Genomic DNA, 25167 nt, shown 5'->3' on the forward strand with positions numbered 1-25167 from the left:
GCCGGCCCTGCCGGTCACCGTGGCGACCCGCGTCGTGCGAGTCGCTGTCGCGCCGTCGCGCGCCGGCTCGGTCGCCCCCGGACTGCCGAGCCCCGCCGGACGTAGCCCTCCTGGACCGGTGCACACCATGTGAACGGCCACCAGGGCGAAGCTTCCACAGCTTCGGCCCTTTTTCTTTTTCCGAGGGAGCTACGCCATGACCACGCACACCCAGCCGGGCCAGCAGACCTGGATCGACGAACTGCGGTCGACCCTGACGTCCGACTTCGAGATGCACACCGCCCGGCTGACCGAACTCACCGCCGACACCGGTGATCCGGCCGAGGCCCACACCCGGGCCGCGCTGCTCGCCGCGACCCGGCAGAGCCTGGAACAGATCACCGGGGCGCTGCGGCGCATCGCCGAGGGCCGGTACGGGATCTGCGAGCGGTGCACCGGGCCGATCCCCCAGGAACGCCTGGAGGTGCTGCCGCACGCCCGCTTCTGCGTGCCCTGCCAGCAGAAGCAGCGCTGACGTACGGGGCGGGGGCTGCCGCACCGACGCGGCAGCCCACGCTCGTCCGGATCCGGCCAGAGAGCCCCGGTCAGCCGAACCAGGTCATCGCCTGCCCGTGCGAGCGGGTCCAGGCGAGCGGCCGTCCGTCGAGCGCCAGCACGTTGTACAGCGCCTCGCCCGGCGGCTCCGGCAGCCCGTCGTGGGTCAGCACCTCCGGGGCCTCGTTCGAGATCCAGTGTCCGGGCAGCCCGCGTACCTGCTCGGCGAACGCCTCCCGGCGCGGAGCCGGCACCTGGTAGAGCACGGAGGTGTGGAACACCACCAGCGTCGCCCCGGACGGCGCCCGCGCGGCCAGTGCCGGCAGGTCGTCCACCAGATCGCCGCGGACCAGCAGCGGCGGCTCGGCCGCGGCGACGGCCGCCGCCGCCCGGAGGCGGGCACGGCGGTGCTCGTGCTCCGGCCAGATGAGGGCGTCGAGCCAGTCGACGTCGGCGGGATCGGTCACGTCGAGCGGATGCAGGTCCAGGCCGGCCCGCCACACCACTTCGGGTAGGCGGCTCGGCGGCGCCAATCCGGTGGCCGCGCACTCGCAGACCGGTTCGCCCGCGCCGAGCAGGTGCTCGCCGTAGCGGTAGGCGTACCGGTCGGGGTAGAGACAGAGCCCGGCGGACGCGCCGACCTCCAGCAGCGCGAGCGGCTGCGGCAACGCGGCGAGCACCGGCAGCAGTACGGCGCACCGCCCCGGCTCGTTCGTCTGGGTGGCCCGGGTGCGCAGCTCCGCCTCGACCGCCGACCAGTTCGCCACCGTGAACTCGCGGAACCCCGCCGGGTCGGCGACCGGCCCGCCGAGCCACCGGACGACGCCGAACAGCAGATTCGGCTGTCGCTTGCCCGGCGGCAGCGTGCCGAGCCGGGCGAGCAGTTCCTCGTCGCGCGAGACGGCGAGGGACAGGCGCTCGTACCCGGGCGACACCCCGCGCGCCTCGCGCGCGGCGAACTCGGCGTAGCTCGCGGCGATGGTCATGTTCCGATCATCGCAGTGATCCCCGGACGCGTGGCGCAGTGCCATCGGCGGGCTGCCGACCGGCTCCGCACCATGCGGAATGTCCCCCGCACCGGGACGGTGCGGGGGACATTCCGAGGGTCGGGCCGGCGGCAGGTCGACCGACCCTGCCGCCCACCTGGTCAGGTCAACTGCAGCCGCTGGTGGAGCCGCAGCCCTCGCAGACGTAGCAGCTACCGGCGGGGCGCATCTTGGTGCCGCAGGTGAAGCAGAGCGGCGCGTCGGCCGCCTTGCCGATCACGGCCTCCAGCAGCTCGGTGGAGGAGCCCACCGCCGGCGCCGGCTTGGCGGCGGCGACGTCGGCGACCTCCTGGGCCGGCTGGGCGACCGGACCCGTCTTCGTCTCCGGCGACTCCACCGGCGCGGAGGACGCCATGGCGGTGAGGTCGGTGCCGGCGCTCTCCGCCTCGGCCTCGGCCCGCAGCTGGGCGGCCCGCTCCTGCGCGGTGAAGATGCCCAGCTCTGCGCGGCGCTCGTACGGCAGGAAGTCCAGGGCCAGGCGACGGAAGATGTAGTCCATCACCGAGGCGGCCATCCGCACGTCCGGGTCGTCGGTCATGCCGGCCGGCTCGAAGCGCATGTTGGTGAACTTGCTGACGAACGTCTCCAGCGGCACGCCGTACTGGAGGCCGATCGAGATGGCCACCGAGAAGGCGTCCATCACGCCGGCCAGGGTCGAGCCCTGCTTGGACATCTTGAGGAAGACCTCACCGAGGCCGTCGTCCGGGTAGGACGACGCGGTGAGGTAACCCTCGGCCCCGCCGACGGAGAAGCTGACCGTCTCCGACGGGCGCTTCTTCGGCAGCCGCTTGCGCACCGGCCGGTACTCGACGACCTTCTCCACCGCCGGGGCGGCGGTCTCGACGGCGGCCGGGGCCGACGCGGCGGCCTTGTTCGGCTTCGCCACCGACAGCGGCTGGCCGACCTTGCAGTTGTCCCGGTAGATCGCCAGGGCCTTCAGGCCGAGCTTCCAGCCCTCGAAGTAGATCTTCTCGACGTCCTCGACGGTGGCCTGCTCCGGCATGTTGACCGTCTTGGAGATGGCGCCGGAGATGAACGGCTGGACCGCCGCCATCATCCGCACGTGCCCCATCGGCGCGATGGAACGCTCGCCCATCGCGCAGTCGAAGACCGGGTAGTGCTCCGGCTTGAGGCCGGGGGCGTCCACCACGTGGCCGTGGTCGGCGATGTGCTCGACGATCGCCTCGACCTGCTCCTCGGGGTACCCGAGGCTGCGCAGGGCGCGCGGCACGGTCTGGTTGACGATCTGCATGGAGCCGCCGCCGACCAGCTTCTTGAACTTGACCAGCGCCAGGTCCGGCTCGACGCCGGTGGTGTCGCAGTCCATCATCAGGCCGATGGTGCCGGTGGGGGCGAGCACGCTGGCCTGCGAGTTGCGCCAGCCGAACTTGTCACCGACCTTGTTGCCCTCGGTCCACTGCTTGGTGGCCTCCCGCTGGATGGCGGTGGCGACCGTGCCGGCCGGCTTGATCGCGTCGTTGGCGGCGGCGTGCTTGCGCATGACCCGCTTGTGCGGCTCGGCGTTGCGGGCGTAGCCCTCGTACGGGCCGACGATGCCGGCCAGCTCGGCCGAGCGGCGGTACGCGGTGCCGGTCATCAGCGAGGTGATCGCCGCGGCGACCGAGCGGCCCTGCTCCGAGTCGTACGGCAGGCCGGACGCCATCAGCAGCGCGCCCAGGTTGGCGTACCCGATGCCGAGCTGCCGGTAGGCGCGGGTGGTCTCGCCGATCTTCTCGGTCGGGAAGTCGGCGAAGCAGATCGAGATGTCCATCGCGGTGATGACGAACTCGACCGAGCGGACGAACTTCTCCACCTCGAAGCCGCCGTCGGCGCGGAGGAACTTCATCAGGTTGAGCGAGGCCAGGTTGCACGAGGAGTTGTCCAGGTGCAGGTACTCCGAGCACGGGTTCGACGCGGTGATCCGCCCGGTCTCCGGGCAGGTGTGCCAGTCGTTGATGGTGTCGTCGTACTGCAGGCCGGGGTCGGCGCACTCCCAGGCGGCCTGGGAGATGGTGCGGAACAGCTTCTTGGCGTCGATCGTCTCGATGGTCTGCCCGTCGAGCCGGCCGCGGAGGTCGAAGCCGCCGCCGTTCTCCACCGCGGTCATGAACTCGTCGGAGACCCGGACCGAGTTGTTGGCGTTCTGGTACTGCACGCTGACGATGTCGGCGCCGCCCAGGTCCATGTCGAAGCCGGCGTCCCGCAGCGCGCGGATCTTGTCCTCCTCGCGCGCCTTGGTGATCACGAACTCCTCGATGTCCGGGTGGTCCACGTCGAGGATGACCATCTTGGCCGCGCGCCGGGTGGCGCCGCCGGACTTTATGGTCCCGGCGGAGGCGTCGGCACCGCGCATGAAGCTGACCGGGCCGGAGGCGGTGCCGCCGGAGGAGAGCAGCTCGCGGGAGGAACGGATCCGGGACAGGTTGACGCCGGAGCCGGAGCCGCCCTTGAAGATCAGCCCCTCCTCCTTGTACCAGTCCAGGATGGAGTCCATCGAGTCGTCGACCGCGAGGATGAAGCAGGCGCTGACCTGCTGCGGCGACGGGGTGCCGACGTTGAACCAGACCGGCGAGTTGAAGCTGAACACCTGGTGCAGCAGCATCCAGGTCAGCTCGTGCGCGAAGACCTCGGCGTCCGCCGCGGTGGCGAAGTAGCCGTTCTCCTCACCGGCCTTGCGGTAGGTGGTGACCACCCGGTCGATCAACTGCTTGAGCGACCACTCGCGCTCCGGGGTCCCCACCGCGCCCCGGAAGTACTTGGTGGTCACGATGTTGGCCGCGTTGACGCTCCAGGGCTCGGGAAACTCCACCCCGCGCTGCTCGAAGTTGATCGAGCCGTCCCGCCAGTTCGTCATCACGACGTCGCGGCGCTCCCACGCCACCTCGTCGTAGGGGTGCACGCCCTCGGTGGTCCAGACCCGCTGCACCTTGAGCCCGGTCACCGCGCCGTTCTTCGCTGCCCGCGACCGGCTGGTTGTCACGCCGTCCCCCGCCATCTCATCCGCCCCCTCGTCTGCGCGGTCACCCACCGCGCGTCGTCATCTGTCAGAAACTCGAAAATCAACTGGTCCGGCCGGCGGCCTCGACCGCGCCGGCGTCGACCCGGGCACGCGCGGCGGCCCGCAGCGTCTCGATCTCGCGCTCGAAGTCGGCGAGCGAGTCGAAGGACCGGTAGACGCTGGCGAAGCGGAGGTAGGCCACCTCGTCCAGGTCCCGCAGCGGGCCCAGGATCGCCAACCCCACCTCGTGGCTCGGGATCTCGGCGGCCCCCTTCGCCCGCACGGTCTCCTCGACCTTCTGCGCCAGCAGCGCGATCGAGTCCTCGTCGACCGGCCGGCCCTGGCACGCCTTGCGCACCCCGCCGATGATCTTCGTCCGGCTGAACGGCTCGGTCACCCCGCTGCGCTTGACCACCGCGAGCACGGCCTCCTCGACCGTGGTGAACCGCTTACCGCACTCCGGGCAGGAGCGGCGACGACGGATCAGCTGCCCGTCGTCGGCCTCCCGCGAGTCGACCACCCGGGAGTCGGCGTGTCGGCAGTACGGACACCGCATAGCCTGACCTCCTTGATCGACCGTGGGCGCCCGCCGACCGTCTCCGGGCACGCGTCGGCCCGGCGGGGCCACCGTCGATGGCCGTCGCCGTCGTCGACGGTACGGGAGTGCGGTCGGTAGTCGAACCCAACCTGTAGGCAACTTACGCCCGTGTGACTACTACATCTAGGGGTCGACGGTATGCCGCTGACGAGGTGTGGTCAAGTTGGCGGCGTGTCCGGCGCGTCACCTGGAAAACCGCCCGCGCGCCGCCCGCCGACATCCCCAACGGCACGGCGCGCGGGAGGTTACCGCCCGTCCGGGCGGGACGCGGGAAACGGACGGCCACCACGAAAGCACCTGGCGAGTCGAACAGGAGTTCGACGACGACGTACCATTTATCAGAACGCGCGTTCGACTTTCCAGCAATGCCGCGCCGACACGCCGACGGCAGGTCGTACAGATGTTTGAAAATGACCGATCCCACCTATACGGTCATGAACAACCGGGCGCGTCGCACGACGTCGGGCCCGGCCCCGCAGCACCCCGCACGCACCACGAGCCGCCAAGGCACCCAGCGCCGACCAGGGAGGACGGACGTGACCGAGGACCGGGCCAGCCGGCCGAAGAACCCGCAGCAGATCGCCGAGGCGGGTCCGCCGGCCATTCGGCGCCCCCGCCCCGCCCGCAGTCGGACGGGGCAGCCGGGCGTGCGCCCGGTCACCCCGGTGGTCAGCAGCTTCCCCGACCCGGCCACGGTCGACCTCACCGCCCGGCAGCGCCGGATCCTGGAGTTCATCCGCAGCTGGGTCGAGCGGCAGGGCTACCCGCCGAGCGTGCGCGAGATCGGCGAGGCGGTCGGCCTGGTCTCCCCGTCGAGCGTCGCCTACCAGCTCAAGGAGCTGGAGAAGAAGGGCTTCCTGCGCCGCGACCCCAACCGGCCGCGCGCGGTGGACGTCCGGGCCCCCAGCGACGCTGTCGACGACGAGCTGAGCCGCTCCCAGCGGCCCACCCCGGCGTACGTGCCGATGCTGGGCCGGATCGCCGCCGGTGGGCCCATCCTGGCCGAGCAGGCGGTGGAGGACATCTTCCCCCTCCCCCGCGAGCTGGTCGGCGAGGGCGAGGTCTTCATGCTCCAGGTCAAGGGCGACTCGATGCTCGACGCGGCGATCTGCGACGGCGACTGGGTGGTGGTCCGGCAGCAGCCGACCGCCGACTCCGGTGAGATCGTGGCCGCCATGCTCGACGGCGAGGCGACCGTCAAGACCTACCGGCGGCGGGACGGGCACGTCTGGCTGATGCCGCAGAACCCGGCCTTCGATCCGATCCCCGGCGACGACGCCACCATCATGGGCCGGGTCGTCGCGGTGCTGCGCCGGATCTGACCCCCACACGCACCCGACGGGTGGCCGCCCCCAGGGGCTGCCACCCGTCGTCGCGTCCGGCCACCTGCCGACGTGGCCAGCCAGGTCGGCGCGGGTGCTGCTCGGCTCAGTAGCGTTCGCCCCGGCCGGGCGGCTGTCCGTACCCGTACTGGCCGCCCCGCCGGTCGTCGTACCCGTCGTCCTGGCGCGGGCCGGAGCGCGGGTCCCGGGGGTGGCGACGCGGAGGTTCCGCGCGTCCGCCGCCGCCGTAGACGCCGCCCCCACCGCGTGGGTCGCCGCCGCCGCGCGGTACGCCGCCGTTGGGCGCGCCGCCGGGCGGGCCACCCGGGCCACCGCCACGCGGGCCACCGCCGCCCTGGGGAGCGCCACCGTAGACAGCGCCGCCCGCCGGCGGACCGCCGCCGTAGACGCCGCCACCGGGACGGCCCCCGCCCGGCCCGGCCGGCCGCCCGCCGGCCGGCACGCCGGGTCCGTCGGGACGGCCACCGCCGTAGACGCCGCCCCCGGGCGCCCGGCTCGGGGCGCCACCGGCCGGCGCGGGGCCGCCGTAGACGCCGGCGGCCGGAGCGCCGCCGTAGACGCCACCGCGCGGACCGTCCCGGTCACCGGGGCCGAAGCCGTCGTCGGGGCCCCGGTCGATCGCCCCGGAGGAGAACGGATCGTCGCCGTCCCGGCTGTCGTCGGCCGGGGCGGGCCGGCGCCGGGACCGCAGGATGCCGACGATGCCCGCGCCGACCAGCAGCGCGCCGAGCACGCCGATCGCGCCGATCAGGTACGTGATCTGGTCCAGGCTGAGCGAGTCGTACCAGGACTTCTCGGCCACCGGCGTCTTGGCGCCGTCGGCACCGGCGAGCGCCTCGGCCCCGGTCGTCGACGGCGTGTACGCGAGGATGTCGATCGGGTCGTCGTCGTTGAGGGTGCCGCCGTCGGAGACGGTCAGGAAGGTCTTCCCGTCCGAGGTGTAGGCGATCGCCTCGCCGAACGGGTCGGCCAGCGGGGTGACCCGTGGCTTGCCGGTGGTCAGCGCCGCCACGATGTCGCCACCGGTCACGTCGTACTCGAAGGCGTCCGCGTAGGTGCGCAGCACGACCTTGGAGCCGTCGGGCGAGCTGGCCGCCCCGGTGATCGCCACCCGACCGAAGATGTTCATCGGGTTGTCGGTGGTCGTCTCCGGAAGGTCGATCTCGCCGACCTTCTTCATCGGCACCGGGTCGGTGTCACCGGTGCGCAGCTTCCCCGTCGGGGTGTAGATCTCCGCCTTGCCGCTGGGCACCTTGGTGATCACCAACGGCAGGCCGTCGGCGCCGATGAGCAGCGCCTCGGCGTCGTGCGGCTTCTGCTCCGGGTACGACATCCGGTGCAGCACCGGCTCCTTGCCGCCGCCGATCGGCATGCTCCACACCGCGATCCGGGGCCGCCGGTCCTTACCCGGGTTGTCGCCGATGTCGGCGATCCAGAGCGTCTTGCGGTCCGGCGAGACGGCCAGGTCCTCGGTGTCGAAGGGGCCCGCCCCGGAGTAGCGGACCTCCTTGCTGACCCGGCACTTCGTGTCCAGGTAGAAGACCCGCTTGCGGTTGTCCTGCAGCGAGCTGTCGTTGACCACGATGTAGCCGGTCTTCGTGGTCACCAGCCCGGAGAGCTCGTCCAGCCGCGGGTCGGTGACGGTACAGCGCTTCTTCGGGGCGGGAGCGGAGGTCGCCGGTGCCGCCAGGGCGACACCGGCGGACGCCACGGTGGCCCCCAGCAGACCGAGGGCAACCGTGACCGAGGAAACAGCACGGCGCATTGCGCCAGTGTCGCATGCCGCGGTGAACGGACGTGTCACGCCGGGAGCGCTACCGCGCCCCGGCGACCGCCTCCACCGCGGTGTACGGCGCCAGCTCGGCGGCGAGCGCCGTACCGACGCGCACGTGCAGCAGGGTGCCCTCGGGCAGGTGGGAGGTGCTCAGCACCTCGCCCTGCCGGTGTACCCGGGCCACCAGGTCACCCCGGTCGTACGGGAGCACCGCGCGGATCTCCACCGCCGGGCGGGGCAGCCGCTCCTCGACGGCCTGTCGCAGCCCGTCGATGCCACGCCCGCTGTGCGCGGAGACGAAGATCGCGTCCGGCCAGCGCCGCTTGAGCCGCAGCAGGGTGTCCTCGTCGGCCGCGTCGGTCTTGTTCACCACCAGCAGCTCGGGCAGCCGGTCGGCGCCGACCTCGGAGAGCACCTCGCGGACCGCGCGGACCTGCTCCTCCGGGTCCGGGTGGGCGCCGTCGACGACGTGCACCACCAGGTCCGCCTCGGCGACCTCCTCCAGGGTCGAGCGGAACGCCTCGACGATCTGGTGCGGCAGGTGCCGGACGAAGCCGACCGTGTCGGAGAGGGTGTAGAGCCGGCCGTCGGAGGTGGTCGCCTTGCGGGTGGTCGGGTCGAGGGTGGCGAAGAGCGCGTTCTCGACCAGCACGCCCGCGCCGGTCAGCCGGTTGAGCAGGCTCGACTTGCCGGCGTTGGTGTAGCCGGCGATGGCGACCGCGGGCACGGCGTTACGGGAGCGCCGGGCGCGCTTGGTCTGGCGTACCGTCTTCATGCCCTTGATCTCGCGGCGCAGCCGGGAGATGCGGGTGCGGATCCGGCGCCGGTCGGTCTCCAGCTTGGTCTCACCGGGACCACGCAGACCCACGCCGCCACCGGCGCCGCCGCCGCGACCGGAACCACCGGTCTGCCGGGACAGCGTCTCACCCCAACCGCGCAGGCGCGGCAGCAGGTATTCGAGCTGGGCCAGCTCGACCTGCGCCTTGCCCTCCTTGCTCTTGGCGTGCTGGGCGAAGATGTCGAGGATCAGCGCGGTCCGGTCGACGACCTTGACCTTGGTGCGCTGCTCCAGGTTGCGCAGCTGGGACGGGGACAGCTCACCGTCGCAGATGACGGTGTCGGCGCCGGTGGAGAGGACCACCGCGCCGAGGTCGTCGACCTTGCCCCGGCCGATGTACGTCGCCGGGTCCGGGCGGTTGCGCCGCTGGATCAGCCCTTCGAGCACCTGCGAGCCGGCCGTCTCGGCCAGCGCCGCCAGCTCGGTCAGCGAGTTCTCGGCGTCGTTCTGCGTGCCCTCGGTCCAGACGCCCACCAGGACCACCCGCTCCAGGCGCAGCTGCCGGTACTCGACCTCGGTGATGTCGGTGAGTTCGGTGCTGAGGCCGGGGACGCGCCGCAGCGACTGACGCTCCGACAGTTCCATCTCGCCGGTGGTGACATCGAGCTCCTCGTCCTCGAAGGGCACGAAGCTCTCCTGGTTCCGCAAACCGGTCTCCTGTCCGTTTTTTGCCGCTAAGGAAAGTAATCCTGACATGTGGCAACGCCGGACGCACCTGCTATATGCCCGCCCTGAGGTGGCAAAAGTCGGGGGCGGATGCCGGGCGACCGCGGCAGGCGGGTAGAAATGCCTGGCGAGCCGCTCAGCGTCGACGGAGGGACCCCGTGGCAATCACCCGACTACCGAGTGCCGGATTCTCGATCACGATCCGGATCGCGGTGCCCGCGGACGCCTCCTCGATCGGCCGGCTGACCACCGCGGTCGGCGAGGCCGGCGCGATCGTCACCGCCCTCGACGTGGTCGACTCCGACCCGACCAGCGTCATCGTCGACCTCACCTGCGACACCGCCGACGCCAGCCACGCCGACCAGGTGGTCGACGCGCTGACCGCGCTGGACGGCGTGGACGTGCGCAAGGTCTCCGACCGGACGTTCCTGCTGCACCTCGGCGGCAAGATCGAGGTCACCCCGAAGGTGGCGCTGCGCACCCGGGACGAGTTGTCCCGCGCGTACACCCCGGGGGTGGCCCGGGTCTGCATGGCGATCGCCGAGAACCCGGCGGACGCCCGCCGGCTGACCATCAAGCGCAACACCGTCGCGGTGGTCAGCGACGGCTCGGCCGTGCTGGGCCTGGGCAACCTCGGGCCGGCCGCGTCGCTGCCGGTGATGGAGGGCAAGGCGGCGCTGTTCAAGCGCTTCGGCGGGGTGGACGCCTGGCCGGTGGTGCTGGACACCCAGGACACCGACGAGATCGTGCAGATCGTCAAGGCGATCGCCCCCGCGTACGGCGGGATCAACCTGGAGGACATCGCCGCGCCGCGCTGCTTCGAGATCGAGGCCCGGCTGCGCGAGGCGCTGGACATCCCGGTCTTCCACGACGACCAGCACGGCACCGCGATCTGCGTGCTGGCCGCGCTGACCAACGCCCTGCGCGTGGTGGGCAAGCAGCTCTCGGACGTCCGGGTGGTCGTCTCCGGCGCCGGCGCGGCCGGCACCGCGATCATGAAGCTGCTGCTGCGTCAGGGCGTGGGCGACATCATCGCGTACGACCGGCAGGGCGCCCTGCACCGCGGCCTGACCGGGCTCAACCCGGCCTGGCAGTGGCTGGCGGAGAACACCAACAAGGACAACTACGCCGGCGACCTGCCCGGGGCGGTCCGCGGCGCGGACGTCTTCATCGGGGTGAGCGCGCCGAACCTGCTGACCGGCGACGACATCGCCACCATGGCGAAGGGCGCGATCGTCTTCGCGCTGGCCAACCCGGACCCGGAGGTCGACCCCCGGGAGGCGCGCAAGCACGCCGCGGTCGTCGCCACCGGCCGTTCGGACCAGCCGAACCAGATCAACAACGTGCTCGCCTTCCCCGGTGTGTTCCGGGGCATGCTCGACGCGCACGCCGAGGAGTTCACCGAGGAGATGGCGCTCGCGGCGGCCCGGGCCATCGCGGACGTGGTCGGCGAGGAAAAGATCAACCCGACGGTGATCGTGCCGAGCGTCTTCGACTCCCGGGTCGCCCCGGCCGTCGCCGCCGCCGTCCGGGCCGCCGCCCAGAACCCGGCCGCCACCGCGCCGCGACCGGCCGCCGACTCCGGCCCGGCCGACCTCCCCGAGATCGCCGCCAACGCCTCCGCGACCCCCTGACGCCCGCCTGCTGACCCCGGACGGACGAGTCGGCTCAGCGCCACGCCCTAAGGGTCGGCGGGTGCCTCAGGGGAGCAGGGTGGCCGGGGTGATGGTGCCGGTGGCCACCAGGACGGCCGGGCCGGCCAGCCAGCAGGAGTCGTCGGTGACGGTGATCGTCAGACGGCCGCCGGGGACGTCGACCGCGACCGTGCCGGTGTCCCGGGCGGCGTCGCGCAGGGCCACCGCGGCCACCGCGCAGGCGCCGGTGCCGCAGGAGAGCGTCTCGGCCGAGCCCCGCTCGTAGACCCGCATCAGCACGTGCCCGTCGGTGCCGGCGACCGGCTCCCCCGACGCGATGAACTCGACGTTGACCCCGGCCGGGAAGACCGCGGCGTCGTACTCGGGCGCGTGGGTGAGATCGAGGGAGCCCAGCTCCAGCCCGGCCGGCAGCGCGCAGACCAGGTGCGGGTTGCCGACGTCCACCGCCGCGCCGGGCAGGGTCAGCCCGCCCAGGGTGGCGGCCGAGGCGTCGTACACCCGGGGGCGGCGCATCTCGACGGCGATGGCGTCGGCCTCGATGCGGGCGCGCACGACGCCGGCCCGGGTGGCCACCGGCAGCGCCGCGCCGGCGGGGGTGGCCAGCCCGTTCTCCAGCAGGTAGCGGACGAAGACCCGGGCGCCGTTGCCGCACATCTCCGCGAACGACCCGTCGGAGTTCCAGTAGTCCATGAACCACTCGGCCTCGGCCGCCAGGGCGGCGCCCTCCGGGTGCTTCGCCGCCCGGACCACCCGCAGCACGCCGTCGCCACCGACGCCGCGCCGCCGGTCGCAGATCGCGGCGACCAGCCCGGGCGTCAGGTCGAGCGCCCCGTCCGGGTCGGGCAGGATGACGAAGTCGTTGCCGGTGCCGTGGCCCTTGGTGAACTCCACGCCCCCATCATCCCCGATGGTCGGCGACCATCCGCAGCGCAGTGTCGACAAACGCCGGCGAGGCCGAGTCGAGCCAGTGGATCCGCGGGTCGCGGCGGAACCAGGAGCGCTGCCGGCGCACGAAGCGCCGGGTGGCCCGGATCGTCTCGTCGTGCGCCTCGGTCTCGGTCAGCTCCCCAGCTAAAAAGCGCAGCACCTGCTGGTAGCCGAGCGCGCGGCTGGCCGTGCGCCCCTCGGGCAGGCCCTGGCCGACCAGTTCACGGGTCTCGGCGACCAGCCCGTCGGCCCACATCCGGTCCACTCGCAGCGCGATCCGCTCGTCCAGCAGCGCGGTGTCCAGGTCGACGCCGAGCTGCACCGACGGGTAGTACGGGGTCGGTTCGGGCAGCGAGGCGGTGAACGGCGCCCCGGTCAGCTCGATCACCTCCAGGGCCCGGACGATCCGCCGGCCGTTGCCGGGCAGGATGCCGGCCGCGGCGGCCGGGTCGGCCTCGGCCAGCCGGGCGTGCAGCGGGGCCGGTCCCACCGCCGCCAGCTCGGCCTCCAGCCGCTGCCGCACCGCCGGGTCGGTGCCGGGGAACTCGAACTGCTCCAGCACCGCCCGCACGTACAGCCCGGAGCCGCCGACCAGCAGCGGCACCCGGCCCCGGGCCAGGATGTCGTCGACCGCCGCGCGGGCCAGCCGCTGGTACTCCGCGACGCTGGCCGGCTCGGTGACGTCCCAGATGTCCAGCAGGTGGTGCGGCACGCCCTCCCGCTCGGCCGGGGTCAGCTTGGCCGTGGCGATGTCCATGCCCCGGTAGAGCTGCATCGAGTCGGCGTTGACCACCTCACCGTCGAGCGCGTGCGCCAGGGCGATGCTCAGCGCGGACTTGCCGGCGGCGGTCGGACCGACCACCGCCACCACCGTGCCGGTCACGCCGGCTCCCAGGACGCCACGACGTAGGCAACCCCGTAGGGCGCCGAGTAGTGGCGCAACTCGCCCCGCCAGTCGCCGCCGGCCGCGCGGACCGCGCCGGCCAGCACCTGCCAGGGCGCCCGCCCGGCCACCCGCAGCTGCGCCGACAGCACCGGATCCAGGCCGAGCAGGGCGTCGGCGTCCGCGTCGGCCAGGGCTCGGGCGACCCCGTCGTCGTACGCCTCGGCGCGCGGGTCGTCGTAGCCGGGCGCCTGCCGGCCCCGGCACGCCGACCCGTCCCCGAGCACCAGCAGCGCGATCCGGCGATCGGGCTCGCCGACCAGTGCCGCCCCCAGCTCGGCGCAGGTCGCCGGCGAGGCGTCGGTGGCCACCGACCGGGCCAGCCGGGGCAGCGGGGTTCCCGACCGGCCGATCAGCCAGGCACCGACCGTCAGGCTCAGCGGCAGCCGCTCGCCGCCGGCGCAGTTGGTCTTCCAGAGCGGGACGGAACGGTCCAGCCCGTACGCCCGCAGCGAGCCGAAGTCCGCCGTGTCGAACGTGGTGGTCTCCGGCCCGGCGCCGACCAGCAGGACCACGTCCGGCGCGGCGGCGAGCAGTCCGGTGACGGCGGCGTCACAGGCGGCGCGGAGGTCGTCCAGCTCAGCGGCGGCGGCGCCGGCCAGCTCGGGCACGATCAGGGGCGGGTGGGGGCAGACGGCGGCGGCGACCAGAGGCACGGGTTCACGGTAGCCGGACGCGCCGGTGCGTCCCCGCGCCGATCCGGTCATTGCAGCGGTAGGACACCGTATGGTCACGGTCGACGACAGGCGCTTCACACTCACGGGGGCGGACCTGTGACAATGCCGGGAGTAACTTGGCTGCGCCGTGGCGGCGTTCGCGGGGTCCGTCCCCTCGACGCCGGGAGAACGAGGATGGGCACATGAGCGACTGGACTGCCTTCGGACGGGTGGACGCGGACGGCACCGTGTACGTCAAGACCGCCGAGGGCGAGCGGGTGGTCGGATCCTGGCAGGCGGGTGCCCCCGAGGAGGGGCTGGCCCACTTCGCCCGACGCTTCGCCGACCTGGTGACCGAGGTGGACCTGACCGAGGCCCGGCTCAACTCGGGCGCGGCGGACGCCGGCCACTCCCTGACCACGATCCGCCGGATCCGCGCCTCGCTGGCCGAGCTCCCGGGCCACCTCGGCCTCGTCGCGCGGTGGGGTCGGGGTCGCCTCCGGCTCGGTCTCGTCGGACCGGCCACGACGACCCCGACGGGGCCGTGGGGTGGTGCCGTCACCCGCCCGGGACGGGCTGGCATCCCAGCCCCGCCCCGTGCGGGCGCGTCGTCCTGCCACTTAGCCGGCGGCCGATCAGAAGTCGACCGGCGGCAGCTCCGGGCCACCGGCGGCGTCGCCCGCGCCGACCCCGACGCCGAGCTTCTCCAGGATCTTCTTCTCGATCTCGGCGGCCACGTCCGGGTTCTCCTTGAGGAACTCCCGGGCCTTCTCCTTGCCCTGGCCGAGCTGGTCACCGTCGTAGGTGTACCAGGCGCCGGACTTGCGGATGATCGCCTGCTCGACACCGACGTCGATCAGCGAGCCCTCGCGGGAGATGCCCTTGCCGTACATGATGTCGAACTCGGCCTGCTTGAACGGCGCGGCGACCTTGTTCTTCACGACCTTGACCCGGGTGCGGTTACCGACCACGTCGGTGCCGTCCTTGAGGCTCTCGATGCGGCGCACGTCGAGCCGGACCGAAGCGTAGAACTTCAACGCCCGACCACCGGTGGTGGTCTCCGGGCTGCCGAACATCACGCCGATCTTCTCGCGGAGCTGGTTGATGAAGATCGCCGTGGTGCCGGTGTTGTTGAGCACACCGGTGATCTTCCGCAGCGCCTGGCTCATCAGCCGGGCCTGCAGACCCACGTGGCTGTCGCCCATCTCGCCCTCGATCTCGGCGCGCGGCACCAGGGCCGCCACCGAGTCGATCACGACGATGTCGATCGCGCCGGAGCGGACCAGCATGTCGGTGATCTCCAGCGCCTGCTCGCCGGTGTCCGGCTGGGAGACCAGCAGGGCGTCGGTGTCGACGCCGAGGGCCTTCGCGTAATCCGGGTCGAGCGCGTGCTCGGCGTCGATGAAGGCGGCGATGCCGCCGGCCCGCTGGGCGTTGGCCACCGCGTGCAGGGCGACCGTGGTCTTACCGCTGGACTCCGGGCCGTAGATCTCGACGACCCGGCCGCGGGGCAGACCGCCCACGCCGAGCGCCACGTCGAGCGCGATCGAGCCGGTGGGGATCACCGAGGTCTGGATGACCGGCCGCTCCCCCAGCCGCATCACCGAACCCTTGCCGAACTGCTTGTCGATCTGAGCGAGAGCAAGGTCGAGTGCCTTCTCCCGGTCGGGCCCTGCGGCCATGTTTGCCACCCCTGCCTTCGCCGGCGTCTTTCCTGAGCTTCGCGTCACGCGGGACACGCTAGGCGCTGGGTCCGACAGAAAACCAGCCGACGGGCCGTGAGCTGTGGACGAGCACCCCGCTGTGGACAATAGCCGAACAGGTGTACGAGTCGGCAAGCGACACGCGGGAGCGACGAAAACGCCGCTCAGCGCAGCCGGGCGGGCACCCGGTCGGGATAGGCGGCGACGACGGCCCGCCACACCACGTGGGTCTGCTCACCCGAGGCGAGCGCCTGCTCGATGGTCCGCCCGCCCAGCTGGGACAACACCTGGTCGCGGGCGATGCTGGCCGCGTAGCCCGGCCCGAAGGCCTCGTCCAGCCGGGCCCAGAAGTCGGTCAGCCGCACGTGATCAGTCCTCCTCGTCCGGTGCCCCCACCGGCACCGGACGCAACGCTAGCGCCACCAGGGGCACCACCGCGATCGCCGCCAGCAGGGTCAGCACCGGATAACCCGCCGCCCGCATGACAAACCCGCTCAGGGCGGCGGCACCGGCGCCGGCCAGCCCCATCGTCAGGTCGGAGAGACCCTGCACGCTCGGCCGGATCGCCGCCGGCACCGACTCCGACAGCAGGGTGGAGCCGGCCACCATGGTGCCGGACCAGCCCAGCCCGAGCAGCGCCAGGCCGAGCGAGAGCCGGGGCGTGTGGTGCCCGGCGGTGCCGGCGACCGCGCACGCGGCCAGCAGCAGCCCGACGCCGCCGAGGACGACCGCGCGCCGCCCCAGCCGGTCGGTGAGCCAGCCCACCAGCGGGCTGAGCGCGTACATGCCGGCGATGTGCAGGCTCAGCACGATGCCGACCACCCGCAGCACGTCGGCGTCGCCGTGCGACTCGCCGAGGCGTACCGGCGTCATCGACATCACCGCGACCATCACCACGTGGCCGACCGCCACCGCCGCGATGCCGAGCCGGGCCGCCGGGCGGCCGCGTACCACCTGCCAGGCCGCGCGCATCCCCGCACCGCGCCGGGCGGTCCGCGCCGGCGCGGCGACGGCCTCGGCCGGCGGGGTGACGTCCGCGACGGCGGCCGCGACCGGGGCGTCGGCCGCCGCCAGCCGGCGCGCGGTGAGCAGCGGGTCGGGCCGCAGCAGCACCAGGAGTACGACGGCGGCGAGCACGAACGCGGCGGCGCTGAACGCGAACGGACCGGCCAGCGGTGGCAGTCCCCACCCGCTGGTGGTGCGATCGGCGAGCGCGGCGAAGTTCGGCGCGGCCACCGCGCCGATGGTGGTGGCCCAGACGATCAGCGACAGCTGGCGGCCCCGGCGGGCCGGCTCGGCGAGGTCCACCGCGGCGTAGCGGGCCTGGAGGTTCGCCGCGGTGCCGCCACCGAAGAACAGCATGCCGAGGAAGAGCAGCGGTACGGAGCGGGTGACCGTGGCGAGCACCACCAGCACGGCGCCGACGGCGCCGGACAGGTAGGCGACGGCCAGTCCGGGTCGCCGGCCGTGCCCGTTCATGATCCGGGTGACCGGGACGGCGAGCAGCGCCCCGCCGACCACGGCGGCGCTCTGCGCCAGGCCGGCGACGGCGGTGCCGGCGACCCGGGCGGCGAGCAGCGCCCCCACCGAGATGCCGATGGTGACGCCGATCCCGCCGATGATCTGGGTGGTGAACAGCAGGCGCAGGGTCCGTCGCTGGATGGGCGCGACGTCCGGCCGGGTACGGGCCGGCGCGGTCAGGTCGGTGGCCATGCGGCCTCCTCGGTAAGGGGTCAGACGCGGCCCCATCCTTGCAAACCGGCCCCGCCCCGGGGGACCCGGTTTCGCTACAGGCCGAGCCCGCGCCCGATGATCTCCTTCATGATCTCCGTGGTGCCGCCGTAGATGGTCTGCACCCGCCCGTCCAGCCAGGCCTTCGCCACCGGGTACTCCAGCATGAACCCGTAGCCGCCGTGCAGCTGCACGCAGCGGTCGGCGACCTTGTTCTGCAGCTCGGTGGTCCACCACTTGGCCTTCGCGGCGTCGGTGACCGAGAGCCGGCCGGCGTTGAACTCGGCCACGCAGTGGTTGACGAAGGTGCGCGCGATGGTGACCTCGGTGTCCAGCTCCGCCAGCAGGAACCGGTTGTGCTGGAACCTGCCGATCGGCCGGCCGAACGCCTCCCGCGAGCGGGCGTAGTCGAGGGTCACCGCGAGCAGCTTCTCCGCCGCCGCCACCGCCGCGACGGCGATGCTGAGCCGCTCCCGGGGCAGGTTGGCCATCAGGTGGTAGAAGCCGTGGTTCTCGGTGCCGATCAGGTTCTCCGCCGGCACCCGGCAGTCGTCGAAGAAGAGCTCGGCGGTGTCGTTGGCCTTCAGGCCCACCTTCGCCAGCCGCCGGCCCCGGGTGAAGCCGGGGGTACCGGTCTCCACCGCGACCAGGCTGACCCCGTGCGCGCCCTGGTCCGGCGCGGTACGCACCACCACGATCACCAGGTCGGCCATCTCGCCGTTGGTGATGAACGTCTTCTGGCCGTTGAGCACCCACCCGTCGCCGTCGCGGACCGCGTTGGTGCGGATCCCCGCCAGGTCGCTGCCCGCGCCCGGCTCGCTCATCGCGATGGCGGTGACCAGGTCGCCGGAGCAGAACCCGGGCAGCCAGCGCTTGCGCTGCTCGTCGGTGGTCAGCTCGGTCAGGTACGGCGCCACCACGTCGTTGTGCAGACCGAAGCCGAGCCCCGAGCAGCCCGACGCGACGATCTCCTCGTCCAGCACCGCGTTGAACCGGAAGTCGCGCTGCCCGCCGCCGCCGTGGTCGGTGTCGACGTCCATGCCGAGCAGTCCGGCCGCACCGGCCTTGCGCCACACCTCGCGGTCGACGATGCCGTCGGCCTCCCACCGGGGGTGGTGCGGCACCGCCTCGCGGGCCAGGAACTCCCGGCACAGGTCGCGGAACTCCTCGTGGACGGGTTCATAGAGATGCTGCTGCATGGCGGCAAGTGTGGCACCGCTCACCCGCCCTGCCCAGAGGGCGCCGCCCGCGCCAACCGCCGCACCCCGACCAGGGTGCGCGCGGCGAGGGCGACCAGCACGGCGGCGACCAGGACGAAGAAGACGGGTAGGCCGGGTGGTCGGCGTACCGGACGCGTACGGCCCGACGCAGCGCCCGCTCGTCGTCGGTCTGCCGTTGCCACAGGTGCGGGCCACCGCTGAACGCCGGTGTCATCGCGAGGCTGAACATGGCGGCTCCGAGCAGCTTCTCCGCCCACGGCTCGGCGGGATCGAAGAGCAGCCGGGCGGCCCAGGCGGCCGGGATGCCGGCCGCCCAGACCAGCACGAACCGCAGCAGCGGCGGGATCCGGCGGACGGCGGACGGCGGACGGGCCAGTCCGCTCGGTTGCCACCGGAGCCGGTCCACCGGTCTCTCCGCCCTCGGCGGTCACCGCGTCGTCCCGGCGAGGGCGGCGGTGAGGCGGCGGACCCGGAACAGGGTACGGGCGGCGACCGCGAGCACCGCGCCGAGCACCAGTCCGAACAGGAGCGCCGAGGCCGGCCGGCCCACGGTCAGCGCGACCCAGGCCAGGGCTCCGAACAGCAGCGTGCCGCCGACCGCGCCGACCAGCGCACCCCGGCGGGCGACCGGCAGGTGATCGAGCACGGCGGCGCGCTCCGCCTCGTCGTCCGACACCGCGCCGCGCCGGAGTGCGCTACGGGTCGTCCGCCACGCCTCGTCCCGCTCCTCCTCCGCCCGGGTGCGGCGGCCCCTCGGCATGACAGCCACCAGGAAGATGAACAGCGCCCAGATCACGCCCCAGAGGCCGGCCCGGACGAGCGCGACCGGCAGCGGGCCGTCGGGGTCGTCGTACCAGCGCGCGGGGAACCAGAGCGCGGTGGCGAAGGTCGCCGCGAGCACGTACGGGCCCGGCGCGCCGAGCCGGATCAGCGGGGTACGGCGCCGGGGGCGGTCGTCAGCCATGCCCGGCCCGTTACCCACCCGAGCACCGCGGCACTCCGGTGTGGAGGGTTGTTCCGTTGTGGAGGTCGTTCAGCGGGGCCGGCGACTCCGGCGAAGCCGGGCGAGTCGTACAGCGGCCAGCCCGCCGGCCGGGGTCGGCGTCAGGTGACCAGGGCGCGGGCGGCCACGGTGAGGTCGGCGACCAGCCCCTCGTACGCCTTGTCCTGGTCGTCGGCGCGCAGCACGGCGGACGGGTGGATGGTGGCCAGCAGCTGCGCGGCCGGCGCGTCGGCCACCTTTCCGGCGTTGTCCACCGGCACCCGGGCGAAGTCCTCCGGGCGCTGGGCGGAAGCCGGCCACGGCAGCAGCTCGCCCCGCTGCCGGGTGACCCGGAAGGTCGGGCCAAGCAGCGCCTTGGCGGCGGTGGCGCCGAGGACGACCACCACCTCCGGGTGCAGCCGGGCGAACTCCGCGACCAGCCAGGGCCGGCAGGCGGTGATGTGCACCCGGTCCGGCGTCTGGTGGATGCGGCGCTTCCCGCGCAGCTCGAAGCGGAAGTGCTTCACGGCGTTTGTGAGGTAGATGTGCTGCGGATCGATTCCGGCGTCATCGACGGCCTTGCGGAGCAGCCGACCGGCCGGCCCGACGAAGGGCAGCCCCTTCTGGTCCTCCATGTCGCCGGGCTGCTCGCCGACCAGGACCACCCGGGCGCTCTCGTCACCCCGGCCGAACACGGTCTGCGAGGCGTCGCGGTAGAGCTCGCAGCCCCGGCAACCGGTGGCGGCGGCGCGCAGCTCGTCGATCGTGTCGGCCTGCGGCGGAATGAACTGCTGGGCACCGGGCGCGGCGTCGGTCTCGGCCATGGCGAACTTTATATACCGGATTCGCCGACGACGCCGGGTCTGGCGCGGCCGCGCCAGCTCGCGCCGGCCGCGTCAGTATCCCCCACCGCCGTCACCACCCCCGCGCATGGCGAGCACGATCACCACGATCAGCACGATCACCGCGATCGCGATGGCGATCCAGAGCCCCGTCCTCGATTTCGGTGCAGCCATGACCGGTCACCTCCGGCCGCGCGCTTACCCTCCAAAATGCCGACCATGCGCGTCGAGGACCAGCCGGGTCACGCGGTGAACCGACCCGGCGGGGCCGGCCGGAGCGCCCGGGCGACCGCGTCGGCGACCGGCACCAGGTCGGCATCGTCGAGCGCGCTGACGGTGATCCGGATCCCGGGCTCGGCGCCGATCCGGTAGAGCGCGCCGGGCGCCACCGACCAGCCGGCGTCGCGCAGCGCGGTGACCGCACTGGTCTCGTCCGGCACCGGCAGCCAGATGTTGATGCCGCTGCGACCGCGCCCGGCCAGGCCCCGGGCGGCGAGCGCCGCCAGCAGCCCGGTGCGCCGCCGCTCGTACTCCTCGCCGGAGCGGCGGACCAGTTCCGCGGTGGCCGGATCGCGCCAGAGCGACAGCACCAGCCGTTGCAGCACGGTGGAGACCCAGCCGGCACCGACCCGGGCCCGGCCGGCGACCCGGGACACGGTGGCCTCGTCGCCGGCCAGCACCGCCAGCCGCAGGTCGGGCCCGAACGGCTTGCTCACCGACCGGACGAAGGCCCACGCCGGGGTGGCCCCGGCGAGCGGGTGCAGCGGCACCCGGGCCAACTCGGCGGCGTGGTCGTCCTCGATCAGCAGCAGGTCGGAGCGGCCGGCGAGCAGCTCGCGCAGGGCCCCGGCCCGCTCGGCGGAGACCGCGGCGCCGGTCGGGTTCTGCGCGCGGCTGGTCACCACCAGCGCTCGGGCGCCGAGGGCCACGGCGTCGCGCACGCCGGCCTCGGTGGGCCCGTCGTCGTCCACCGGTACGCCGATCGGACGCAGCCCGAGCGCGGCGACCAGGTCGAGCAGGTTGGCCCAGCTCGGGTCCTCCACCGCCACCGCGTCACCGGGCCGCAGGTGCGCGGCGAGCAGCCGCTCGATGCCGTCCAGCGCGCCCCCGGTCACGGTGATCTCCTCGGCCGGTACGCCGTCGGCGGCAAGCCGGTCCCGGGCCGCCTCGGCGAACGCGGGGAGCAGGGCGGTCGAGGCGTACCCGACGGGTGGGCCGATCTCGGCGGCGAGCGCGGCCAGGTGCGGGCCGAGCGGGGGCAGCAGCCGGGGGTCGGGGTGCCCCTGGGAGAGGTCGCGGGTGCCGGGGGCGGGCGGCGGCTGCAGCGCGGCGCGCCGGCCGGCGACCGGGGGTCGGGGGCGCACCCGGGTGCCGTGCCGGCCGGCGGTGTCGACCAGGCCCCGCTGGCGCAGCTCCTGGTAGGCCCGGGCGACGGTGGCCGGGCTGACCCCCAGCTCGGTGGCGAGCGCCCGGACGGCGGGCAGCGGACTGCCCGGGGCCAGCGCGTCGGCCCGGATGCCGGTTTCCACGCTCGCCGAAATGGCGGCCGACGTGCTCCCACTGATCTGATAACGTACTGCCACAGTTCGGAGATTGTACTAGAACAAAGGTGGGATGTCGCATGTACGCCCCGACTCCGCGCACCACGGCCAGCCGCTCCCGCGACCGGATGAGCTACGACCCCGCCGCCGTGCACGCGGTCCTCGACGAGGCGTACCACTGCGTGCTCGGGTTCACCGTCGACGGCGAGCCCCGGCTGCTGCCCACCCTGCACGTGCGCATCGGCGACACCCTCTACCTGCACGGCTCCACCGGCAGCCGGCCGCTGCTCGCCGCCCGCGGCGACGACGGGCTGCGGATCTGCGTCACCGTCACCCTGCTCGACGGCCTGGTCTACGCCCGCTCGCAGTTCCACCACAGCGCCAACTACCGGTCGGTGGTCGCGCACGGCACCGCCCACCTGGTCACCGACGACGCCGAGAAGTCACGGATGCTGACCGCCCTGGTGGAGAAGGTCGCCGCCGGTCGCAGCGCGGACAGCCGCCCGCCGAGCCGCCGGGAGCTGGCCGAGACGGCCGTGCTGGCGCTGCCGCTGCGCGAGGTGTCGCTGCGCTCCCGCACCGGTGGGGTCCGCGACGACCCCGCCGACCTCGACCTGCCGTACTGGGCCGGGGTGGTGCCGCTGCGGCTGACCGCCGGCCTGCCGGAACCGGACGCGGGCGTCACCGCGCCGGTGCCGGCGGGACTGCGGAGCGCCGGGTCGCCCTGGCGGGAGGCGGCGGCCCTGCGGGGCGAGCACGTGCTGCTGGAGCCGCTTGACCTGGCCCACGCCGACGAACTCTTCACCACCACCGCCGAACCGGCGGTCTGGGCGCACCTCGGCCACCCGCTGTCCACCGACGTGGCCGCCATGAGGGAGATCGTCGCGGGCGCGCTGGCCGCCGGGCACCGGGGCGAACGGGTGCCCTGGGTGCAGCGCTGCGCGCGGACGGGCGCGGTGGTCGGCACCACCTCGTACCACGACATCGACCCCGAGCGGCGGGCGGTCGCCATCGGCCACACCTGGCTCGGCCGGCCCTGGTGGCGCAGCGGGATCAACACCGAGGCCAAGCTGCTGCTGCTCGGCCGCGCCTTCGACGAGCTCGGCGCGGTTCGGGTGGCCTGGCACACCGACATCCGCAACACCCGATCGCAGGCGGCGATCGAGCGCCTGGGCGCCACCCGGGAGGGCGTGCTGCGGATGCACCGGCAGCGCCCGGACGGCTCCTGGCGGGACACCGTGCAGTACGCGATGACCGTCGACGAGTGGCCGAACGCACAGGCCAGGCTCCGGGAAAGACTTCGCCGTACGGCACCCGTGGCGTGATGATGGCGGGCGTGCTGGGCATCACCGACATCTGGACGTACGTGCTGGGGACCGTGGCGATCATTCTGCTGCCGGGGCCGAACTCGCTCTTCGTACTCTCCACCGCCGCCAAGCGCGGTGTGGGGGCCGGCTACCGGGCGGCGGGTGGGGTGTTCGTCGGCGACGGGGTGCTGATGTTCCTCTCCGCCGCCGGGGTGGCGTCGCTGCTCAAGGCGTACCCGCCGCTCTTCCTGGTGATCAAGTACGCGGGTGCGGCGTACCTCGGGTATGTCGGTTTGACGATGCTGCGCGGCGCCTGGCGGCGCTGGCGCGACCGCAACGACCCGGCGGCGCCGCGCCTGATCGACGCCGCGGAGCCGGCGGCGATGCGCAGCCCGTTCCGCAAGGCGTTGGTGATCAGCCTGCTCAACCCGAAGGCGATCCTCTTCTTCATCTCGTTCTTCATCCAGTTCGTCGACCCCGGGTACGCCTGGCCGGCGCTGTCGTTCCTGCTGCTCGGGCTGATCGCCCAGGTCACCAGCGCGCTCTACCTGACCGCGTTGATCTTCATGGGGACCTTCCTGGCCGCCCAGTTCCGGCGCCGCCGGCGGCTGGCCGCGAGCGCGACCACCGGCGTCGCGGTGCTCTTCCTCGGCTTCAGCCTCAAGCTCGCCACCGCCTCGGTCTGACCGCGGCGGGGCCGTCGCCCCCGGGTGCCGTCGCCCCCGCCGGGGTCTGGCACCGGCGCAGGGCGATCAGGTGCCATCGCCCCCGCCTCGGTCGGGCGCCGGCGCAGGGCGATCAGGTGCCGTCGCCGCCACCGCCGCCGATGCCGCCGCCCCCGGCGGTGCCGCCGAGGCCGTAGCCGGGCGCGACCGGTTCGTCGGGATGGCGGCTGACGTGGGCGGACTCGGTGATCTTGGCGGACCAGTCGGCATGCGAGGCAGCGGCCGCGTGCCGGTTGATCGCCGCGCGCAGCCAGCCGTCCACGACGGCCACCCAGTCCCGCTGGTCGGCACCGGTGTGCCAGATCCGGAAGCGGCTGATGCTCTGGTGGCTGATCCCGGTCAGCGACAGCCGGCGGTCCAGCCAGAGGACCACCTCCAGGCCGGCCGAGTTCGCCACGAAGATCACCTCCAGCTCGGTGATCGGACCGGCGTAGAGCGGTCCCACCCAGTAGCCGAGTCGCTGGTGCACCGGCAGCGCCTGCTCGACGCCGGGCAGCCGGGCGTGCGACAGGCCGGCCTGCCGGATCAGGAAGCCGAGCGTGTCCAGCGCGGCGAGGATGTGCTGCTGGGTGGGGAGGGGATGGACGAAGACCGGCACCATCGCCCCCTGGTCCAGCTCGGGGTCGACCGACACCTCGGTCCGTAGCCCGGTGCGCATGCTCATCAGGGGCACCCCACCGAAGATCGTCACCGGGGTCTCCCAGGGCAACGGCAGGGCGAAGTCGATCGCCCGGCGTCGCCCCGCCGGCACCACGAACCGGCCGCCGATAGGCACCTGGTGGTACTGCACCAGCCGCGGTGGACTGTACGGATCGTCCGATTCCGCGGTGGCGACCAGGCCCAGCCGTACGTGCCGGATCGGCACGTCGTCCGGCCCGGCGGCGAGCGTCACCCGCCCCGGCAGCCGCAGTCCCGGCCGGGTGCTCGGATTGGTCAGCGTGGTGCTCACCGAGAGCCCGGTCCACCCGGACTCCCGCGCCACCCCGGTCACCCGCACGCCCGCGCCCCCCCTCGCCCCTCCCGGGGCTTTCCCACCCCCCGTCCCGACACTCCCCGCCCGCGCGGCAGGCGGCCGCGCCCTCTCGGACCCCCACCGCGCACTTTCCGGGCGCCCCGGGCCCCGGTCCGCCGCGCACTT

22 protein-coding genes and 1 pseudogene are annotated in these 25167 nt (G+C 73.5%); 6 read left to right on the top strand and 17 right to left on the bottom strand.

The window, feature by feature from the left end:
* The first annotated feature begins 196 nt into the window (after window positions 1-196).
* Complete coding sequence (locus GA0074696_RS25075; RefSeq protein ID WP_088963352.1) at window positions 197-514, top strand: TraR/DksA family transcriptional regulator; 318 nt, start codon at window positions 197-199, stop codon at window positions 512-514.
* 70 nt (window positions 515-584) lie between these two features.
* Here GA0074696_RS25075 and GA0074696_RS25080 read toward each other — a convergent pair whose 3' ends face one another.
* The 3 genes from GA0074696_RS25080 to nrdR form a co-directional block, all read right to left on the bottom strand.
* On the bottom strand, window positions 585-1520 hold the full coding sequence (locus GA0074696_RS25080) for a DUF2332 domain-containing protein (RefSeq protein ID WP_088963353.1): 936 nt from the start codon (window positions 1518-1520) through the stop codon (window positions 585-587).
* Window positions 1521-1686: 166 nt separating this feature from the next.
* Window positions 1687-4575 carry a vitamin B12-dependent ribonucleotide reductase gene (locus GA0074696_RS25085; protein ID WP_088963354.1) on the bottom strand — a complete coding sequence of 963 codons (2889 nt, stop codon included), beginning with the start codon at window positions 4573-4575 and terminating at the stop codon, window positions 1687-1689.
* Between the two features lie 64 nt (window positions 4576-4639).
* Window positions 4640-5134: a transcriptional regulator NrdR gene (gene nrdR / locus GA0074696_RS25090; RefSeq protein WP_088963355.1), complete on the bottom strand. Its 495-nt coding sequence runs from the start codon at window positions 5132-5134 to the stop codon at window positions 4640-4642.
* A gap of 578 nt (window positions 5135-5712) precedes the next feature.
* Here nrdR and lexA point away from each other — a divergent pair.
* Window positions 5713-6498, top strand: coding sequence for a transcriptional repressor LexA (lexA, locus tag GA0074696_RS25095; protein WP_088963356.1), 786 nt, complete (start codon window positions 5713-5715; stop codon window positions 6496-6498).
* A 106-nt stretch (window positions 6499-6604) separates the two neighbouring features.
* On the opposite strand, the gene GA0074696_RS31525 is transcribed toward lexA, so the two are convergent.
* Both GA0074696_RS31525 and hflX read right to left on the bottom strand, forming a co-directional pair.
* Window positions 6605-8284 carry a hypothetical protein gene (locus tag GA0074696_RS31525; RefSeq protein ID WP_157746108.1) on the bottom strand — a complete coding sequence of 560 codons (1680 nt, stop codon included), beginning with the start codon at window positions 8282-8284 and terminating at the stop codon, window positions 6605-6607.
* Window positions 8285-8333: 49 nt separating this feature from the next.
* Window positions 8334-9779: a GTPase HflX gene (hflX, locus tag GA0074696_RS25105; RefSeq protein ID WP_088963358.1), complete on the bottom strand. Its 1446-nt coding sequence runs from the start codon at window positions 9777-9779 to the stop codon at window positions 8334-8336.
* 176 nt (window positions 9780-9955) lie between these two features.
* Here hflX and GA0074696_RS25110 point away from each other — a divergent pair, with 176 nt between their 5' ends.
* The gene (locus GA0074696_RS25110; RefSeq protein ID WP_088963359.1) at window positions 9956-11431 is read left to right on the top strand and encodes an NAD-dependent malic enzyme; all 1476 of its coding nucleotides are present in this window, start codon (window positions 9956-9958) and stop codon (window positions 11429-11431) included.
* Window positions 11432-11497: 66 nt separating this feature from the next.
* Here the strand turns inward: GA0074696_RS25110 and dapF are convergent, their stop codons facing one another.
* The 3 genes from dapF to GA0074696_RS25125 are packed head-to-tail and all read right to left on the bottom strand — an operon-like array spanning window position 11498 to window position 14029.
* The gene (gene dapF, locus GA0074696_RS25115) at window positions 11498-12343 is read right to left on the bottom strand and encodes a diaminopimelate epimerase (protein ID WP_088963360.1); all 846 of its coding nucleotides are present in this window, start codon (window positions 12341-12343) and stop codon (window positions 11498-11500) included.
* A 7-nt stretch (window positions 12344-12350) separates the two neighbouring features.
* Complete coding sequence (miaA, locus tag GA0074696_RS25120; RefSeq protein ID WP_407940623.1) at window positions 12351-13376, bottom strand: tRNA (adenosine(37)-N6)-dimethylallyltransferase MiaA; 1026 nt, start codon at window positions 13374-13376, stop codon at window positions 12351-12353.
* A complete protein-coding gene (locus GA0074696_RS25125) occupies window positions 13259-14029 on the bottom strand; it encodes a class III extradiol ring-cleavage dioxygenase family protein (protein WP_172894429.1) in 771 nt (256 codons plus the stop codon). The genes miaA and GA0074696_RS25125 overlap by 118 nt, the downstream gene beginning before the upstream one ends.
* Before the next feature lie 152 nt (window positions 14030-14181).
* Between GA0074696_RS25125 and GA0074696_RS25130 the strand changes: the two are divergent.
* Window positions 14182-14430: pseudogene (locus GA0074696_RS25130) on the top strand (DUF349 domain-containing protein); the annotation flags it as partial.
* 183 nt (window positions 14431-14613) lie between these two features.
* Here the strand turns inward: GA0074696_RS25130 and recA are convergent.
* The 8 genes from recA to GA0074696_RS25170 all read right to left on the bottom strand — a co-directional run bounded on the left by recA (window position 14614) and on the right by GA0074696_RS25170 (window position 22039).
* Complete coding sequence (gene recA, locus GA0074696_RS25140) at window positions 14614-15660, bottom strand: recombinase RecA (protein ID WP_088963361.1); 1047 nt, start codon at window positions 15658-15660, stop codon at window positions 14614-14616.
* Window positions 15661-15845: 185 nt separating this feature from the next.
* Window positions 15846-16046, bottom strand: a complete 201-nt coding sequence (locus GA0074696_RS25145) for a DUF3046 domain-containing protein (RefSeq protein WP_088963362.1) — start codon at window positions 16044-16046, stop codon at window positions 15846-15848.
* A gap of 4 nt (window positions 16047-16050) precedes the next feature.
* Window positions 16051-17394 carry an MFS transporter gene (locus GA0074696_RS25150; RefSeq protein ID WP_088963363.1) on the bottom strand — a complete coding sequence of 448 codons (1344 nt, stop codon included), beginning with the start codon at window positions 17392-17394 and terminating at the stop codon, window positions 16051-16053.
* 74 nt (window positions 17395-17468) lie between these two features.
* The gene (locus GA0074696_RS25155; RefSeq protein WP_088963364.1) at window positions 17469-18611 is read right to left on the bottom strand and encodes an acyl-CoA dehydrogenase family protein; all 1143 of its coding nucleotides are present in this window, start codon (window positions 18609-18611) and stop codon (window positions 17469-17471) included.
* Window positions 18592-19038: a hypothetical protein gene (locus GA0074696_RS30970; RefSeq protein WP_157746109.1), complete on the bottom strand. Its 447-nt coding sequence runs from the start codon at window positions 19036-19038 to the stop codon at window positions 18592-18594. Before GA0074696_RS30970 ends, GA0074696_RS25155 begins: the two co-directional genes overlap by 20 nt.
* A gap of 21 nt (window positions 19039-19059) precedes the next feature.
* Window positions 19060-19596 (bottom strand): hypothetical protein, encoded by a 537-nt coding sequence (locus GA0074696_RS25160; RefSeq protein ID WP_088963365.1) that lies wholly within the window; start codon window positions 19594-19596, stop codon window positions 19060-19062.
* Between the two features lie 140 nt (window positions 19597-19736).
* Complete coding sequence (locus GA0074696_RS25165; RefSeq protein ID WP_088963366.1) at window positions 19737-20438, bottom strand: UdgX family uracil-DNA binding protein; 702 nt, start codon at window positions 20436-20438, stop codon at window positions 19737-19739.
* A gap of 260 nt (window positions 20439-20698) precedes the next feature.
* Window positions 20699-22039 (bottom strand): aminotransferase class I/II-fold pyridoxal phosphate-dependent enzyme, encoded by a 1341-nt coding sequence (locus tag GA0074696_RS25170; protein WP_088963367.1) that lies wholly within the window; start codon window positions 22037-22039, stop codon window positions 20699-20701.
* Window positions 22040-22077: 38 nt separating this feature from the next.
* Between GA0074696_RS25170 and GA0074696_RS25175 the strand changes: the two genes are divergently transcribed.
* Window positions 22078-23322 (top strand): bifunctional pyridoxamine 5'-phosphate oxidase family protein/GNAT family N-acetyltransferase, encoded by a 1245-nt coding sequence (locus GA0074696_RS25175; protein WP_088963368.1) that lies wholly within the window; start codon window positions 22078-22080, stop codon window positions 23320-23322.
* Entirely contained in the window at window positions 23322-23990 is a 669-nt protein-coding gene (gene leuE, locus GA0074696_RS25180; protein ID WP_088963369.1) for a leucine efflux protein LeuE, read from the top strand. Before GA0074696_RS25175 ends, leuE begins: the two co-directional genes overlap by 1 nt.
* 112 nt (window positions 23991-24102) lie before the next feature.
* Here leuE and GA0074696_RS25185 read toward each other — a convergent pair whose 3' ends face one another.
* A complete protein-coding gene (locus GA0074696_RS25185; protein WP_088963370.1) occupies window positions 24103-25026 on the bottom strand; it encodes a sporulation protein in 924 nt (307 codons plus the stop codon).
* Between the last annotated feature and the right edge of the window lie 141 nt (window positions 25027-25167).

Origin of the sequence: Micromonospora purpureochromogenes, from assembly GCF_900091515.1 — a bacterium.
GTDB lineage: Bacteria > Actinomycetota > Actinomycetes > Mycobacteriales > Micromonosporaceae > Micromonospora > Micromonospora purpureochromogenes.

Bases quoted from the DNA above. Each gene is read 5' to 3' on its own strand.
- nrdR (WP_088963355.1), bottom strand. From the start codon at position 5,134: ATGCGGTGTCCGTACTGCCGACACGCCGACTCCCGGGTGGTCGACTCG.
- GA0074696_RS25160 (WP_088963365.1), bottom strand. From the start codon at position 19,596: ATGGCTGACGACCGCCCCCGGCGCCGTACCCCGCTGATCCGGCTCGGC.
- GA0074696_RS25080 (WP_088963353.1), bottom strand. From the start codon at position 1,520: ATGACCATCGCCGCGAGCTACGCCGAGTTCGCCGCGCGCGAGGCGCGC.
- recA (WP_088963361.1), bottom strand. From the start codon at position 15,660: ATGGCCGCAGGGCCCGACCGGGAGAAGGCACTCGACCTTGCTCTCGCT.
- leuE (WP_088963369.1), top strand. From the start codon at position 23,322: ATGATGGCGGGCGTGCTGGGCATCACCGACATCTGGACGTACGTGCTG.
- GA0074696_RS25150 (WP_088963363.1), bottom strand. From the start codon at position 17,394: ATGGCCACCGACCTGACCGCGCCGGCCCGTACCCGGCCGGACGTCGCG.
- GA0074696_RS25155 (WP_088963364.1), bottom strand. From the start codon at position 18,611: ATGCAGCAGCATCTCTATGAACCCGTCCACGAGGAGTTCCGCGACCTG.
- GA0074696_RS25125 (WP_172894429.1), bottom strand. From the start codon at position 14,029: ATGACCGGATCGGCGCGGGGACGCACCGGCGCGTCCGGCTACCGTGAA.
- GA0074696_RS31525 (WP_157746108.1), bottom strand. From the start codon at position 8,284: ATGCGCCGTGCTGTTTCCTCGGTCACGGTTGCCCTCGGTCTGCTGGGG.
- GA0074696_RS25085 (WP_088963354.1), bottom strand. From the start codon at position 4,575: ATGGCGGGGGACGGCGTGACAACCAGCCGGTCGCGGGCAGCGAAGAAC.
- GA0074696_RS25165 (WP_088963366.1), bottom strand. From the start codon at position 20,438: ATGGCCGAGACCGACGCCGCGCCCGGTGCCCAGCAGTTCATTCCGCCG.
- GA0074696_RS25075 (WP_088963352.1), top strand. From the start codon at position 197: ATGACCACGCACACCCAGCCGGGCCAGCAGACCTGGATCGACGAACTG.
- GA0074696_RS25175 (WP_088963368.1), top strand. From the start codon at position 22,078: ATGTACGCCCCGACTCCGCGCACCACGGCCAGCCGCTCCCGCGACCGG.